This window comes from Alteriqipengyuania triglochinis (assembly GCF_054655655.1).
Window position 1 is genome coordinate 51,585 of record NZ_BAAHNC010000002.1, and the last position, 14,423, is coordinate 66,007.

Sequence of the window (14,423 nt, forward strand, 5' to 3'; positions counted from 1 at the left end):
GGCCGACATGCGAAGGGGCGACCCGCAACGGACCGCCCCTCCTCATGCGATGAACGCTTCGGCGCGCGGTGCTAGAAGCTGAGCCGCGCGCTGACCGAGACGTTGCGGCCCGGAAGCGGCACGTAATCGCGGGTGAAGCTGCTCGCCCGGCGGCCTTCCTGGTCGAAGATGTTGTCGACCTTCGCCAGCAGGGTGACGTTCTTGTTGCCGCGCACCGGACGCCACGCGACCGATGCGTTGACGAAGGTGAACGCGTCGGTCGCGCTTTCGAAGGCGGGCACATCGTCCTGCTTGCCGTAATGCTCGACCTCGCCGCGCACGTCGAACGCGCCCGTCTGCACGGTGAGCGCACCGGTCAGGCCCAGCGGCGGGATCCGCGGGACGGGAGAGCCATCGTCGAGTTCGGCCTCGACATACTCGGCACTCGCCTCGCCGATGACAGAGAAGGCGTCGGCCTCGACCAGCGGCATGCTGATCTCGGCCTCGGCACCGAAGTAGGACGCATCCTGCTGGAGATACGCGAACAGCGGGATCGCTTCCTCATCATCGTCGGCAACCGCGATGCCTTCCTCGTCCACGAAATTGCCGGTGTTGTTGAGGAAGATGTAGTCGTCGAACCAGCTCTTGAAGACGGTGAAGTTCACCGTGGCCGGGCCGATATTGCCACGCACGAAGCCTTCGAGGCCCCAGGCACGCTCGATGTCGAGGTCCACGTCGCCGACCTCGTACTGGCCGGTCGCCACGTGCGGGCCGTTTGCGAACAGTTCCTCACCCGCAGGGGCACGGCCGACCCGCGAACCGTTCACGCCCACACGCAGGCCGCCGACATCGTAGGACAGGCCCAGCGCGCCCGACAGGATGTCGAAGTTGCGCTCGACGCCGAGCGTATTGGAGGAGGTCTGCGTGGTTTCGAAACGCGCCGCGCCTTCGACCTGCAAGTTGCCGAAGGTCAGTTCCTGGAGCGTGAAGACGCCGAACTGCTCGGTTTCGTTGGGGGCGACGAAAGCTTCTTCGCCGACCGCGGAAAAGTCGCGGATATAGAACTGTCCGCCGAAGGAACCGCGCAAGGCACCCATCGGGTTCTGGACGATCTCGGCGCGCCCTTCGAGGCCCTCGACATCGAACACGGTGCCGACTTCGGAGCCTTCGTATTCGGTGTGCGTGTAGTCGGAGTAACCCACGCGCGTGACGAGCCGGCCGAGGAAGCCCGAGCCCAGCTCGATGTCGCCGCTATAGTCCGCGCGATACTGCTTCAGGCCGATCGAGACGCCTTCTTCGCCATGTTCGTGATCTTCGTCGCCATGGTCTTCGTCACCACCTTCTTCTTCGTGATGGTGTCCGCCGGCCGGGTTCTCGGGCACGCCGTAAAGCGTTTCGTAATAGCCGCCGCCGAAGCCGAAACGGCTGCCGTTGCGAATGAAGGAAAGGCCGCTATTGACGGATTTGGTTTCGACGAAGGTGTTGGGCACCGTGCCGTTGATCCCGGCCTTTTCGCGCAGTTCCTCGGCTTCTTCGAGGTTGCCCTCTTCCACTTCGCGTTCGGCATCGGCAAGAACGTCGGCGCGCATGTCTTCGGTCAGGGCGTAACCCGGGATCGAAAGATCGCCCGCGTCGAGATAGCTGCCGTCGATATGGAAGACGAAGCCGCCGCCCAGCGGTGCATCGATGGAGGCACCGACGCGGTATTCGTCGTTCACACTGTCGAAGCTGCCCAGCGCGTCGACATGGATCGGCTCGTCGGGGATCGCGCGCGGGATGCGCTTGTCGATCACGTTGACCGCGCCGCCGATGGCCTGACTGCCATAAAGGAGGACGGCGGGACCGCGCAGAACCTCGATCCGCTCTACCGTCAGCGGGTCGATGCTGACGGCGTGGTCGTCCGAAGTGTTCGACGCGTCGATCGAGCCGACGCCATCGGCCAACACGCGAATCCGCTCGCCACCGAAGCCGCGCAGGATCGGACGCGAGACGCCCGGCGCGAAGCCCGTGCCCGATACGCCGGGCAGCTCTTCAAGGATTTCCCCGACCTGACCATCGAGATTACGCTGGAGCTCGAGCCCCTCGACCACCGATGTGCCCGCCAGAACGTCGAGCTGGGAGATGCTGCGTCCCGCGCTGACGACGATATCGACCTGCGAATTGCCGCGGTTGTGAAAATCATCGTCCATTTCGTCCGCGTCGCCGTCCGCCTGCGCCGGCTCCGGTGCCGTCTGTGCCTGCGCGGCGAAGGGCACAAGCGCGAAAGCCAGGGCGACGAGCGGCAGGCCGCGGGTGGAAGTCAGGGATTTCATAAAGTCGGAGGCTCCAGGTTAGGTATAATATATCATCCGCCCCTAACCGAGTGCCTTCGCGGATGCAACACGCATCGCAGACCCCCGGCGGACCGGGTTTGTCGTTCATCGATGGAAGGAAACTGGAGCGGGCGAGGCGATTCGAACGCCCGACCCCAACCTTGGCAAGGTTGTGCTCTACCCCTGAGCTACGCCCGCTCACATGGCGTTTCCGGCGGTGCGAGAAGTGCGTCGCCGGAATGGGAAGCGCGCAGTTAGCAACGTGTGCCCACCTCCGCAAGCGCAAAAATCACTCTCTCGCATCTCCCCTTCACATCGCCCCGCAAAAGCCCACATTGGCCCCAAACGGGCGCGAATCGCGCCATCCAGAAAAAGGGGACCGCACTTGGCCAGCATGGGGCTCAATCTCGAAGAACAAAAAGCCGTCGACCGTTTCCGCCAGGACGTGGTCGAACCCTCGATGTCGAAGCTCGTCTTGCTCGATTTCTGGGCCGAATGGTGCGGGCCGTGCAAGGCGCTCGCCCCGATGCTGGAAAAGGTTGCGGCGGAATATGCCGACAAGGGCGTCGTCCTTAAGAAGCTCAATGTCGATGAAGAGCAATTCATCGCCAGCCAGTTCCAGGTCCAGTCGATTCCCACGGTCTATGCGCTGTTCCAGGGCCGCCCGGTTGCGGACCTCACCAGCGCGCGCAGCGAGAGCCAGCTTAAGCAGGCGCTCGACCAGATCCTCGCGCAATTGCCGCTCGATCCCAATGATGAAGGCGGCGAAGGCGGCCAGAACGATGGCATGCCCGACGTCGAACAGTTGATCGCGATGGGCGAACAGCTGCTGGAAGCGGGCGAGAACGAGAAGGCGGTCCAGCTCTATAGTGAGATCGCGAGTGCCGCGCCGCCCGAAATCGCGGGCCGGCCCGAAATCCAGTCCGGCCTGATTCGCGCACTGCTGGCAAACGGGCAGCATGACCAGGCGCAGGCGACCTTCGACGCGCTGACCGACGAGCAGAAAGCCGACCCCGCCGTCGCGCAGGCGGGTGCGCAGCTCGAACTTTCCGCCGACAGGGTCGACGAGGGCGAACTCGCCGCCCTGCGCGAAAAGGCGCAGGGCGGCGACATGGACGCGCGCTTCACCTATGCCGAATCCGCCTTTGCCGCTGGCCAGCGCGATGCGGCGGCGGACGAACTGCTCGGCATGATCGAAGCGGACCGTGAGTGGAACGAGGGCGCGGCGCGCACCAAGCTGCTCCAGATCTTCGAAGCGGCCGGCCTCGAAGACCCGTGGGTCGTCGCGACGCGGCGGCGCCTGTCCAAGATCCTGTTCGGATAGGGCGATGCGGCTTTCGATCTTCCCGCTGACCGATGCGATTCTGTTTCCCGGCCTGCAGCTGCCGCTACACATGTTCGAGCCGCGCTATCGCGCGCTGGTCGGCGATGCGCTGGCCCGCGACCGGCGCATCGCGATGATCCAGCCCAAGGTCGCGCGCGAGGGGGCCGAACTCTACCAGGTCGGCTGCATCGGGAAGATCGGCGAGGTCGAGGCGCTGGACGATGGCCGCTACAACCTCGTCCTCGATGGCGAGAGCCGCTTCCGGATCATCCGCGAACTCGATGTGGCCACCCCCTTCCGCCAGGTCGAAGGCGAACTGATCGCGGAGGACGGCGACGAGGTGCTGAGCGGGATCGAGCGCGCCGGGTTCGAACGCGAGGCGCGCCGCTTCGCCGATGCGCAGGGCTACAGCGTCGACTGGGACGCGGTCGCCCAGCTGGACGACCAGTCGCTCATCAACGGAGTCAGTCAGATCGCACCGTTCGACGGTGCCTCCAAGCAGGCGCTGCTCGAAGCGCCCGATCTTGCCGCACGGTGCGAGCTGCTGATCCAGCTGATGTACTTCTTCGGCCGCCAGAGCGGCACGGATGACCGGGTTACGCTGCAGTAACGGTGCAGCGGCGTCACAATGCGAAGGAGCCGCGCAGCCCATCGATCACGTATTGCGCCGCCAGCGCCGCCAGCAGCACGCCGAGCAGGCGGGTCACCACCGCCTCCACCCGGTCACCGAACATGCGCATCAGCGGGCCTGCGGCAATCAGCGCCATGGCGGTGATGACGAGAACGCTGGCGAGGGCGCCGAGCACGACCGCCATTTCCTCGATCGAGCTGGCTTCGTTCATCAGCAGCATGATCGCGGCGATGGCCCCCGGCCCGGCGAGCATGGGCATCGCCATGGGGAACACAGAAACATCCTCCACCTCCGGACTGGCGGCGATCTTCTCGGCCCGTTCCTCGCGCCGCTGGGTGCGTTTCTCGAACACCATTTCCCACGCGATCCAGAACAGCATCAGCCCGCCTGCGATGCGGAAACTGTCGAGTTCGATATGCAGCGCGGCGAGCAGATCCACGCCGAACAGTGCGAAGACCAGCAGGATCGCGGCGGCGATAAGGCATGCGCGAAGCGCCATGTTGCGGCGCTGCTCCGCACTCGCCCCCTTGGTCAGCCCGGCATAGATCGGCGCACAGCCCGGCGGATCGACCACGACGAAGAAGGTCACGAAGGCGGAGAAGAAGAGTTCGGGCATGGGGTGCGGCGCTTGGCTTCCTGCTGAAACGGGCGGACGGGCAAGTTATTCTGGCGGCGAGGCGAGGGCCTTGTCGATGATCTTCTCCCACGCCCCGGACGTATAATAGTCTACGCGGACGTGCTTCGTTCCATCCGCCCGGTGTTCCCAGCGCCAGCGCAGCGTGCCGTCGGCAGACACCTGCTCGCCGCTGCGCACATCCGCAGGCGTCGTCACGGCCGGAGGTGCGGGCACGGGTTCGCCGCCACGCGGGCAATCGGCAACACGGCCCTGGACCGCATCGAATGCGGTCGCGACGATCTCTCCCTCGACCGGCTCTACCGGCGTGGGTTGCGGATCGTCGCGTCCGGCGACGTCGTAGGACCATTCGTAATCGTCATCGTAGCGGTCGCGCTCCCACACGGTGACGAAATTGCCGACATAGCCTTCGGGTTCGCGGAAGCGGCCCGTGCTGACCGCCAGCCTGCCGTCGCAACTCATCACGACGGTGCGCGGCGACCATTGCACCGGGGCTGCGGGATCGTCGAGCGTCGCCAGAACGCGCCGGGCCGGAACGGGTCCGTTGCGGCCGTGCAGCAGCGCATCGCCACTCGCGAAGCGGCGGAACGCGGTCCACTGCCCGTCCTCGCGCGCGGCCCGCGCGAACTCCGATTCGCGCGCCACGATCAGGCTCGGCTGCGCGGCATACTGGGCGCTGGAGAGCGCGCGGTCGATCGCGGTGCGCTGCATGCGCTGGCGGCCATCGGCGCAGCCGGACAGGACGAGCCCGGCCATGGCCAGCGCAAGGAGCGGCCGCGCGCGGATCACAGGTCCTCCGGCGGAGTGAGGTTTTCGTGCATATGGGCAGCGACCAGCGTGTTGCGCAGCAGCACTGCGATGGTCATCGGGCCGACGCCGCCCGGCACGGGCGTGATCGCGCCGGCGACGTTCCGCGCACCTTCGAAGTCGACATCGCCGACGAGGCGGCCCTTGGTTTCACCCTCGGCAGGCGGGAGCCGATTGATGCCGACGTCGATCACGGTCGCACCGGGCTTGAGCCAGTCCGCCTTGACCATCTCGGCGCGGCCCACCGCGGCGACCACGATGTCCGCCCCGCGAACCACGTCCGCCAGGTCTTTCGTGCGGCTGTGCGCGATGGTGACGGTGGCGTTAGCATCGAGCAGCAACTGCGCCATCGGCTTGCCGACGATGTTGGACCGTCCGATGACGACCGCGCTCTTGCCCGAAAGGTCTCCGTGCCGGTCGCGCAGCAGCATCATGCAGCCCAGCGGCGTGCACGGCACGAAGCCTTCGCGCCCGACCATCAGCCGGCCTGCACTTTCGACATGGAAGCCGTCGACGTCCTTGCCCGGATCGATCGCGGCGATCACCGCCTGTTCGTCCAGATCGCCCGGCAGCGGCAGCTGGACGAGGATCCCGTCGACCGCAGGATCGGCGTTGAGCTTTTCGACCAGCGCGATCAGATCGGCTTCGGACGTATCGGCGGGCAGGCGATGTTCGAAGCTTGCCATATTGGCGGCGACGGTCGCCTTGCCCTTGGAGCGGACATAGACCTCGCTGGCGGCATCCGCGCCCACAAGGACCACGGCGAGGCCCGCCTTGCGACCCGCCTGCTCGGCAAAGGTGGCCGCGTGCGTGCCGACCGTCTCGCGCAGACTGGCGGCGAAGGCCTTTCCGTCGATCAGCTCCGCGGTCACGCGATGCTCCGGATGATCGACTCCAGCACGATCAGGAGGATCTGGAGCGCAATGATGAGGACCAGCGGCGAGAAGTCGATCGCCCCGGTCTGCGGCATGATCCGCCGGATCGGCCCCAGCACCGGTTCAAGCAGCGAATTGATCGACCGATAGACCGCGACGACGAAGTCGTTCCCGCGGCTGACCACATTGAAGGCGAGCAGCAGGCCGATCACGAACTGCACGATGATCAGCATGACCAGCACGTTCGTCAGCAGCTCGACGATCTGGTAGATGGTATAGAGGGCTTGCATGGGGCCCGGTCTCCTGGTGTCTGTGGCGGCGGTGCCTTACAAGAGTAAGACGCTCCGCCCTGAAGGCAAGGCCGCCCTAGCGGTTTTGTGCGGCCCTGACGAGCGTGCCGGCGCCGCTGGCGGTGAAGAACTCAAGCAGCATGGCATGCGGTACCCGCCCGTCGAGGATGACCGCCGCCTCGCACCCGGCCTCGGTCGCGGCGAGGCAGGTTTCGAGCTTGGGAATCATCCCGCCGGTGATCACGCCCTGTTGGCGCAGGTCCGCGATTCCGTCGCCGTCCAGATCGGTCACCAGCCTGCCGTCCCCGTCGAGCACGCCGGCCACATCGGTCAGCAGCAGCAGCCGCGCCGCGCCCAGCGCACCGGCGACCGCGCCGGCCATGGTGTCCGCATTGATGTTGAAGGTCTCGCCGTTCTCGCCCGCGGCGATGGGGGCGATCACGGGGATGAGGCCGCTCTGCGTCGCCATTTCGAGCACCTTCGTGTCGATCGCGGCAGGCTCGCCGACGAAGCCCAGGTCGACCATCTGTTCGATCGCGCTGTCCTCGACCCGCGTCTCGCGCGAGACCTTGCGCGCGGTAACGAGCCCGGCATCCTTGCCCGAGAGGCCGAGCGCCTGCCCGCCGGCGGCCTGGATCGCGGCGACGATCTGCTTGTTGATCGCGCCCGAGAGAACCATCTCGGCAATCTCGACCGTCGCTTCGTCGGTCACCCGCAAGCCATCGACGAAGCGGCTTTCGACGCCCAGTCGGCCAAGCATCGCCCCGATCTGCGGCCCGCCGCCATGCACCACCACGGGGTTGATGCCGACCGCTTTCAGCAGCACGACATCCTGCGCGAAGCTGGCGGCGGCGGCAGTATCGCCCATCGCGTGGCCGCCGTACTTCACCACGAAGGTGCGCCCGGCGTAGCGTCGCAGGAAGGGCAGTGCCTCGATCAGGACGCTGGCCTTGGCACCGGCGTCCACGGTGGCGGCGTTGCTTGCCGCGGGCTGGGCGGCGGGGTTCGAAGTCTCGCTCATGCCGCGCGCGCTAGCCCGCCATGCGCGGTTTGGGAAGGCGGGACGGACAGGCGGGACGCGGCGGCCCCGCCTCCTTACCCGCCAGGACCTGCCCTATTCGGCGGGCTGGATCGCGCCCGGATCGGTTGCGATGTCGCCGTCGGCTTCGTCCGTTGCGCCCTCTTCAGGCGTGTCGAGCTGGTCCACCGAGTCCATACCGTCGGGCGCTTCGTCGGCCAGCCCGGATTCGTCGGTCAGATCGGTGTTGAGCCGTTCTTCCTGCGTGGTCACCGCGCTGTCGGGCAACTCGGGTTCGTCGCCGTCGGCATTGAGGAAGATGATCACCGCCGCGATGGCGAGGACGACGATCACGCCCACCCACAGCCACTTGCTCGATCCCTTTTCCTGAATCGGGGCATCGTCGTTCAAATTGGCCATTGGTCGTCTCCTGTTGCAATCCGGCCCGGAGCCACCGGGCGCGTTCGTCTGGATTGCAACAAGCGGCCCGCACGAGGGGTTCCGAAAGAGCCGCCGCGCGCCCGGCCCCACTTGGCCCTGACACACCTGACACAGTGTCCTGAACCGAAAAAGCGCTCCCCGCCTGTACGGCGCAAATCGCGCTGCCAGAGCGGGGGCAAGGTGCGGGCAAAAGGTAGTGGCCATGCCCGCCGCGATAGCATCGCGATCCGCCTGTAGGACAGCGCGGCAACCGCCCCGCTGCCCCGGCGGCCAGTGCTATTCGGCGGCGTCGGCCGCGTCGCCGTTGCCCTTGTCGCCCATCGCGCCGGCCTGTTCCTCGGGCGGCACATTGGTCATTTCGGTTTCGGGCAGGTCGACCGCGACGCCTTCGGGATTCTCGTCGGCGACGATCAGCTCGCCCCCGCTCTCGTCGGTCGCGTCGACCTCGTAGGTCTTTTCTTCCTGCGCGCTGCAGGCGGTGAGCATCACCGCGCCGACAAGCGCGAGGGCGAAAGGTGCGAAACGGACGGCCATGGCAAAGCTCCTTGCGAAGGTGTGAATCGCGCGGAACCTCGCACCGCGCAGGGCACTTGGCAAGCCCGCCGCACGGGGCCGGAACGTGTTGTCGACTGCCAGGCACGAGGCACCCCGCAGGAAGCGCGCACGGTTGGCAGAGCCGCGCCTTGCCAGCCCCCAGCGCCCCCCTATGATGTCCCCCGATCAGTCACGCGAAGGGGAAAGCACGCGCCATGGCCGAGGACTACCAACGCGGCGCACCCGCCGCTGCGCCGGAGCGGGCGACGGGGGACGCCACCCCGCAGGCAGCCACCCCACAAACAGGGGGCGTGATGCTCCAGCGGCCGATCATCGTATCGGCGCTCTACCTCATCGGGCTGATGAACGGGGTGACCGTGCTGATCGGGCTGATCCTCGCCTATGTCTGGCGCGGGGACGAGAGCACGCCGGAGTGGGAGAAGACCCACTTCACCTATCTGATCCGCACCTTCTGGGTCGTCTTCTGGTTCTGTGTCCTCGCGTTTGCGGGTGTGTTGGTCGCGGTGCTGGCCACGGCGGTGGGGGAGCTATCGACGCCCGATGTCTCCGGGCAGGCTGCGGACGCGCCCGCCGTGCTCCTGGCCGTTGTGGGTGCGGCGATCCTGGGCATGGTGCTGTTCGTGTGGTCGTGCATCCGCACGATCCTGTCGCTTGCGCGGGCGACCAGCTGCCAGCCTATGGCTAGGCCAAAAACTTACCTTTTTTGAGTGACTTAGCAGATTTATTAATCATGCCCCTTCACCCCTTGTTGGTGACTTTTCATCTACAAGAGAGTGATGGGTCGGGAAGTTCATTATCGGCGTGTGGCGACACGCACATACCAGCGTGGCACCCCGCGCGAGGTGCGCGCCGCCTCGTCCTGGCGCAGCGCGTTCACTCCGCTCACTGTGCTGCTGCCGCTCGGCGTGCTGGCGGCGTTCTTTCCGTGGCAGGCGCTGAGGCAGGAGCCCGCCCCCGCGCCCGCCACCGTCTCCGCCACCTTCCATGCCTGCGTGGCCGGGGCGCGGACGACCTGCGTGGTCGATGGCGACACGATCTGGCTGCAGGGCGAGAAGATCCGCATTGCCGACATCGAGGCGCCCGAGCTGTCACAGCCCGCCTGCGAGGCGGAGCGGATCGCCGCAACCCGCGCGACCGAGCGCCTGACCGCGTGGCTCAATGCCGGAGCCTTCGAAGTCCACCCCACCCCCGATGGCCGCGACACCGACCGCTACGGCAACAAGCTGCGCGTGCTGGAGCGGGATGGCGCTAGTGCGGTGGATGCGCTGGAGGCGGAGGGTGTTGCTACGCGCCGGGGCGAGGCACGGAAGCGGTGGTGCTGAGGGGACGTTAGTGCAACAGTGTTCCGTCTTCGATCATGCTGCGTCGCTTCCAGTCGAGGGATATCCCGATCCGCTGATCCAAGCTTCCGTTCCAATGGGTCTCAAGACCGTGCTCTTCGAGCTTCGCGACAATCTCCGCGGCGACCTGCAGGCTGGCTGTTTCGCCCTCCTCCGCTGCGCCGTAATTTAGATTGAGCCTGCCACCATCAGCCGCGCTTTCGGTATCCTGCATGTGATAGAAAGCGTATCCACGCGTCGGCCCGCCAGCGTCCTTGACTGCCGCCATCTCGTCCCAAATCTCGTACGAACCGCAACTGCCGCAGCAACTGAAGTTCTGCCGCGAGACAATTCCGTCGGTCTCCAGCGCTGCAAATGCCGCATCGAGGCGGTCGCAATCGGTTGTCTCTGGCCACACCGCCTGTTCCGCGCGGCGCTCGGCGAGCAGTTCGGGAAGCATCGCCATCGCCAGACGCCGCGCCTCGGCAGCCGGGAATTCCTTCTCGAAATAGTCTTCGGCAGTTTGCAGGATATCTTTTCGCTTCATGAAGCCGGTGGCAATGTCGCGCCGCAACTGTTCGCGCAGCCATTCTTGCCTCTGTTCGAGCGTATAGCTCTCCTTAGCGGACGCCCTGCAATCGGGACGGTGTCTTTAGAGGCAACAGATGAGATGATTGCTGGCGAGTCATCGTCAGTTCGCGACCGTCTGAAGATACGATGAAGAAGTCGCATTATCATTCGGTGATCCTCCCCTTCGGTTCCTAAAACATAGCGGTCCGCGATCCAGACGACCAGAGCGCAAGTACGGCAAAGAAGGCCGCAAGCTGCGTGTCTTGGCGCGAGGCGGTGAATGCGCTGCCGTTGCCATCAAGGGCGGCCAGATCGAACTGCTCGAAAAGCTCGGGCGGAACGACCCGTGCCCCTGCGGTTCGGGGAAGAGATTTCAAACGCTGCTGCCTGCGCACGGGCCGCTATGACGGCACCGAGCGGCAGGATTACTGGCGGTGAGTGGTGGAGTGCTCCGGGCGGGCTGAGAGGTTCGTCCGGGGTGCTCGCTTAATTCCGCTTGGCACGGTTTAGCGATGTAGGCAGCGTCGGACGAGGAGCCTTAGTCATCGATGTAGAGCTTCTCAGATATCCCAAAGGCGAGGATCGGACATCCTCCCCCCGAACCACCACGCAGGCGAGGAAGCAATTTCCCCATGTGCGTGGTTGAGTTTCCGTAGCTCTTACCCTTACCCAATCGATCAAAGATCGTTTGCAGTTCCGACGAGCGAGTTATTACCACTCCAACGTCGATAACCTGAAGGTCGAAGAGTAAACGGAAATTGTTGAAGTCTCGGTCATAGAACGGATCTTTATTATTCCACTCGACCTCGATAGCAACTCGACGCTTGAAGCAATCGACCTTGTGCGTGGGCGAGGGGCGCTCTACATCGTCAACCACTATCGCAGTTTCAAACTGCTTCTCAATCCAGCCCATGTTCTTTAACGGACGTTCTAGGCGTTCTACAATTTTGGACCGGTTCTTGCCCGGAGCCACAACCTCCGAACGGAGAAGTCTAAACTTGCGCAGTGCGTCTTGAATTTCGTCCCATTCCGACGTGCAAGCAGTGGCGAGAACTCCTGTCGCGTTCCGCCATTCATGGATTTCGTAGAGCTCCGAAATATCTTTCGGAATGAGGTGCACAGTGGTCATTCAGCCGCGATCGCCACACCGCTATTGTAGCTATAGGTTTGCCAATCGGGCTTATAGCTTTCGTCGGCCTGATTTCCCCATACGGTCCAATCTTCGCGCGTACCGCGACTGAAGAGCTCAATGCGGGGCCCCCAGCTACACTCTTCGATAATCTTATATTGCTCATCGGGCTTACGGGAATGCTCGCGCTTTTGGCTGCGAATGATGTTCACTTGCCTCCGGCCCGGCTGGAGCGTTCTGGCATTCTTGCCACGAACGCCAAAAAGAAGGATCTCGGTGACGTTGCGAAAATAGAAGCCAACGCCGCGCCCGTCAGGCCCCCCATCCTTGCGAACCTTTTCCCAAATGATGTTGGATACGTAGCGGAAGCCCCAAGCATTCATCACCTTTAAGCCCTCGGGCAGAAGTGCGTTAGGAACCCAAAGATACAGGTGCGCAGGATTGTCTGCGATTGCCTCAACTGGCAGATCGCAAATCTCGTCCAACTCCATCGTTCCATATCGATTCAGTCGCTTGTGTTCGGGGGCGACCTTGCCTGTGCGGTTCTGAAATTGCCAAGGCGGATCTGCCAAAATCGTACTGTACGGAGTATCTCCGGCAACTCTCAACAAATCAGTTGCAGCGCAAGGCACGCCATCGGGATCCAGCATCGCAACCTCCAGAAGAACAAAACAGGATCTTACCTGCCGACCGCGCGAGGTCAACCCCGCCAGTCCATTTCGGATCCTACTCCGCAGCCTCGGGCTGACTACTCCCGCCAGCATCATCCCCGAACAGCCCCGGGCCGTCGTCGGCCTCTTCCTCGTTCGCGGCCCTGCCGGCGCCCTGGCGCTTGTCGAAGGTGCTCCACACCGTGTTCCAGTCGCCCTTGGTGGCGCCCTTGGAATATTCGGTGGCGCGCTGTTCGAAGAAGTTGGCGTGCTCCACGCCGTTGAGCAGCGGGGTGAGCCAGGGCAGCGGGTGCTCGTCGATCATGTAGATCGGCTGCAGGCCCAGCTGGCCCAGCCGCCAGTCCGCGATGTAGCGGATGTACTTCTTGATCTCCTTCGCGGTCATGCCGGACACCGGGCCCATCTCGAACGCGAGGTCGATGAAGTTGTCTTCCAGCCGCACCGACTTCTGGCAGATGTCGATGATGTCTTCCTTCACCGCCTTGGTGTAGCAATCGCGCTCGCGCACGAATTCATGGAACAGGCGGATGATGCCTTCGCAGTGGAGGCTCTCGTCGCGGACCGACCAGCTGACGATCTGTCCCATGCCCTTCATCTTGTTGTAGCGCGGGAAGTTCATCAGCATCGCGAAGCTGGCGAACAGCTGCATGCCTTCGGTGAAGCCGCCGAACGCGGCGAGCGTGCGGGCGATATCCTCGTCCGTGTCGACGCCGAACTGCTGCAGGTAGTCGTGCTTGTCCTTCATCTCCTCGTATTCGAGGAACATCCCGTACTCGCTTTCGGGCATGCCGATCGTGTCGAGCAGGTGGCTGTAGGCCGCGATGTGGATCGTCTCCATGTTGGAGAACGAGGCGAGCATCATCTTGATCTCGGTCGGCTTGAACACCCGGCCGTATTTCTCGTGATAACAGTCCTGCACCTCGACATCGGCCTGGGTGAAGAAGCGGAAGATCTGGGTGAGCAGGTTGCGCTCGTGATCGGACAGCTTCTGCGCCCAGTCGCGGCAATCCTCGCCCAGGGGAACTTCCTCGGGCATCCAGTGAACCTGCTGCTGGCGCTTCCAGAAGTCGTACGCCCACGGATATTCGAAAGGCTTGTAGGTCTTGCGGGCTTCGAGCAGCGACATGGGGCGTTCTCCGGGGCGCGGGGGCCTTCTTCGGTGTTTGTGATCGTATCGGGTGTACCAACATAAGGAATCACAGCGGTGATTCGATAGCAAGCGTGGCGAATGGGTGGGGGATAAGCGGCATGCGCGCCTACCGCCTTTCGGCGGGGTGGCCTCAGAGCGGGGTTATCGCGCCGGCGAAGAAAATATTCCTGCCAGGATCGCGGCGCCGAAGGCGAGTGCCACGGCTAGACCGGTCATCCAATCGCCGTCGATCGAGCGGAGCCAGCGCCGATGCTCCTCCTCTTCCTCCAGCGCGGCGAGCTCTTCGGGCGGCATCGCGTTGCGCCGCACCGTGTCCCGCATCGAGGTGCAGACGAAGACGAAGACGAAGGTAAGCAGCCGGCGGCAAAGCTCCAGCCTTGGCCCAGCATATGCTCGAGCTCGCTGGCGAAGTTCTGCTGGAAGGTCGCCAGGGCCACCCCCCGGCGATCTGCCGCAGCGTGCGCGGCGGCTCCTGCACTTCATGCTCCAGCGCGAGGATTTCGGCCCGCTCGTGGTCGCCGCGCGCTTCGGCCCGGCGGATGCGCCAGTCGCGAAACTCCCACCGCGCTCAGGGGACGAGCGCAAACCCCGCCACGGCCAGCACCGGGAGAGGCAGCCAGCGCAGCTCCTCCCACGACAAACCCGCCACGCCGATCTGCAGAGCTGCGCCCTCCCCCATGCCGACGAGGATGCCCCACGAGCCCCTCGCTCGCAAGCC

Annotated in this window: 18 protein-coding genes and 1 tRNA gene; 5 read left to right on the forward strand and 14 right to left on the reverse strand. The window is 64.6% G+C overall.

Annotated elements, in window-relative coordinates:
* Positions 1–71: 71 nt before the first annotated feature.
* Positions 72–2,291, reverse strand: coding sequence for a TonB-dependent receptor (locus ACYQ0L_RS05980; protein WP_459788120.1), 2,220 nt, complete (start codon positions 2,289–2,291; stop codon positions 72–74).
* Between the two features lie 123 nt (positions 2,292–2,414).
* A tRNA-Gly gene (locus ACYQ0L_RS05985) sits at positions 2,415–2,489 on the reverse strand.
* Positions 2,490–2,685: 196 nt separating this feature from the next.
* Between ACYQ0L_RS05985 and ACYQ0L_RS05990 the strand changes: the two genes are divergently transcribed.
* Both ACYQ0L_RS05990 and ACYQ0L_RS05995 read left to right on the forward strand, forming a co-directional pair.
* On the forward strand, positions 2,686–3,615 hold the full coding sequence (locus ACYQ0L_RS05990; RefSeq protein ID WP_459788994.1) for a tetratricopeptide repeat protein: 930 nt from the start codon (positions 2,686–2,688) through the stop codon (positions 3,613–3,615).
* 4 nt (positions 3,616–3,619) lie between these two features.
* Complete coding sequence (locus tag ACYQ0L_RS05995) at positions 3,620–4,225, forward strand: LON peptidase substrate-binding domain-containing protein (protein WP_459788121.1); 606 nt, start codon at positions 3,620–3,622, stop codon at positions 4,223–4,225.
* A gap of 13 nt (positions 4,226–4,238) precedes the next feature.
* Here the strand turns inward: ACYQ0L_RS05995 and ACYQ0L_RS06000 are convergent, their stop codons facing one another.
* From ACYQ0L_RS06000 to ACYQ0L_RS06030, 7 genes are all read right to left on the reverse strand, one after another.
* Positions 4,239–4,862 carry a MarC family protein gene (locus ACYQ0L_RS06000; RefSeq protein WP_459788122.1) on the reverse strand — a complete coding sequence of 208 codons (624 nt, stop codon included), beginning with the start codon at positions 4,860–4,862 and terminating at the stop codon, positions 4,239–4,241.
* Positions 4,863–4,907: 45 nt separating this feature from the next.
* Complete coding sequence (locus tag ACYQ0L_RS06005) at positions 4,908–5,669, reverse strand: hypothetical protein (protein WP_459788123.1); 762 nt, start codon at positions 5,667–5,669, stop codon at positions 4,908–4,910.
* Positions 5,666–6,559 (reverse strand): bifunctional methylenetetrahydrofolate dehydrogenase/methenyltetrahydrofolate cyclohydrolase FolD, encoded by an 894-nt coding sequence (folD, locus tag ACYQ0L_RS06010; protein WP_459788124.1) that lies wholly within the window; start codon positions 6,557–6,559, stop codon positions 5,666–5,668. Before folD ends, ACYQ0L_RS06005 begins: the two co-directional genes overlap by 4 nt.
* Positions 6,556–6,852 (reverse strand): YggT family protein, encoded by a 297-nt coding sequence (locus tag ACYQ0L_RS06015; RefSeq protein WP_459788125.1) that lies wholly within the window; start codon positions 6,850–6,852, stop codon positions 6,556–6,558. Before ACYQ0L_RS06015 ends, folD begins: the two co-directional genes overlap by 4 nt.
* Positions 6,853–6,928: 76 nt before the next feature.
* Entirely contained in the window at positions 6,929–7,873 is a 945-nt protein-coding gene (argB, locus tag ACYQ0L_RS06020; RefSeq protein WP_459788127.1) for an acetylglutamate kinase, read from the reverse strand.
* Positions 7,874–7,966: 93 nt separating this feature from the next.
* A complete protein-coding gene (locus ACYQ0L_RS06025) occupies positions 7,967–8,290 on the reverse strand; it encodes a hypothetical protein (RefSeq protein WP_459788128.1) in 324 nt (107 codons plus the stop codon).
* A 297-nt stretch (positions 8,291–8,587) separates the two neighbouring features.
* A complete protein-coding gene (locus ACYQ0L_RS06030) occupies positions 8,588–8,845 on the reverse strand; it encodes a hypothetical protein (RefSeq protein WP_459788129.1) in 258 nt (85 codons plus the stop codon).
* Positions 8,846–9,060: 215 nt separating this feature from the next.
* Here ACYQ0L_RS06030 and ACYQ0L_RS06035 point away from each other — a divergent pair, with 215 nt between their 5' ends.
* A complete protein-coding gene (locus tag ACYQ0L_RS06035) occupies positions 9,061–9,573 on the forward strand; it encodes a DUF4870 family protein (protein ID WP_459788130.1) in 513 nt (170 codons plus the stop codon).
* A gap of 96 nt (positions 9,574–9,669) precedes the next feature.
* Positions 9,670–10,188 (forward strand): thermonuclease family protein, encoded by a 519-nt coding sequence (locus tag ACYQ0L_RS06040; protein ID WP_459788131.1) that lies wholly within the window; start codon positions 9,670–9,672, stop codon positions 10,186–10,188.
* A gap of 7 nt (positions 10,189–10,195) precedes the next feature.
* Here ACYQ0L_RS06040 and ACYQ0L_RS06045 read toward each other — a convergent pair whose 3' ends face one another.
* Positions 10,196–10,771 (reverse strand): DUF6891 domain-containing protein, encoded by a 576-nt coding sequence (locus ACYQ0L_RS06045; RefSeq protein ID WP_459788995.1) that lies wholly within the window; start codon positions 10,769–10,771, stop codon positions 10,196–10,198.
* A 247-nt stretch (positions 10,772–11,018) separates the two neighbouring features.
* Here ACYQ0L_RS06045 and ACYQ0L_RS06050 point away from each other — a divergent pair, with 247 nt between their 5' ends.
* A complete protein-coding gene (locus tag ACYQ0L_RS06050; RefSeq protein WP_459788133.1) occupies positions 11,019–11,162 on the forward strand; it encodes an SEC-C metal-binding domain-containing protein in 144 nt (47 codons plus the stop codon).
* 131 nt (positions 11,163–11,293) lie between these two features.
* On the opposite strand, the gene ACYQ0L_RS06055 is transcribed toward ACYQ0L_RS06050, so the two are convergent.
* The 4 genes from ACYQ0L_RS06055 to ACYQ0L_RS06070 form a co-directional block, all read right to left on the reverse strand.
* Positions 11,294–11,884, reverse strand: coding sequence for a BglII/BstYI family type II restriction endonuclease (locus ACYQ0L_RS06055; protein ID WP_459788134.1), 591 nt, complete (start codon positions 11,882–11,884; stop codon positions 11,294–11,296).
* Positions 11,881–12,534: an MT-A70 family methyltransferase gene (locus ACYQ0L_RS06060; RefSeq protein WP_459788135.1), complete on the reverse strand. Its 654-nt coding sequence runs from the start codon at positions 12,532–12,534 to the stop codon at positions 11,881–11,883. The genes ACYQ0L_RS06055 and ACYQ0L_RS06060 overlap by 4 nt, the downstream gene beginning before the upstream one ends.
* A gap of 76 nt (positions 12,535–12,610) precedes the next feature.
* Complete coding sequence (locus ACYQ0L_RS06065; RefSeq protein ID WP_459788136.1) at positions 12,611–13,681, reverse strand: ribonucleotide-diphosphate reductase subunit beta; 1,071 nt, start codon at positions 13,679–13,681, stop codon at positions 12,611–12,613.
* Positions 13,682–13,846: 165 nt separating this feature from the next.
* Entirely contained in the window at positions 13,847–14,026 is a 180-nt protein-coding gene (locus ACYQ0L_RS06070; RefSeq protein WP_459788137.1) for a hypothetical protein, read from the reverse strand.
* Positions 14,027–14,423 lie beyond the last annotated feature (397 nt).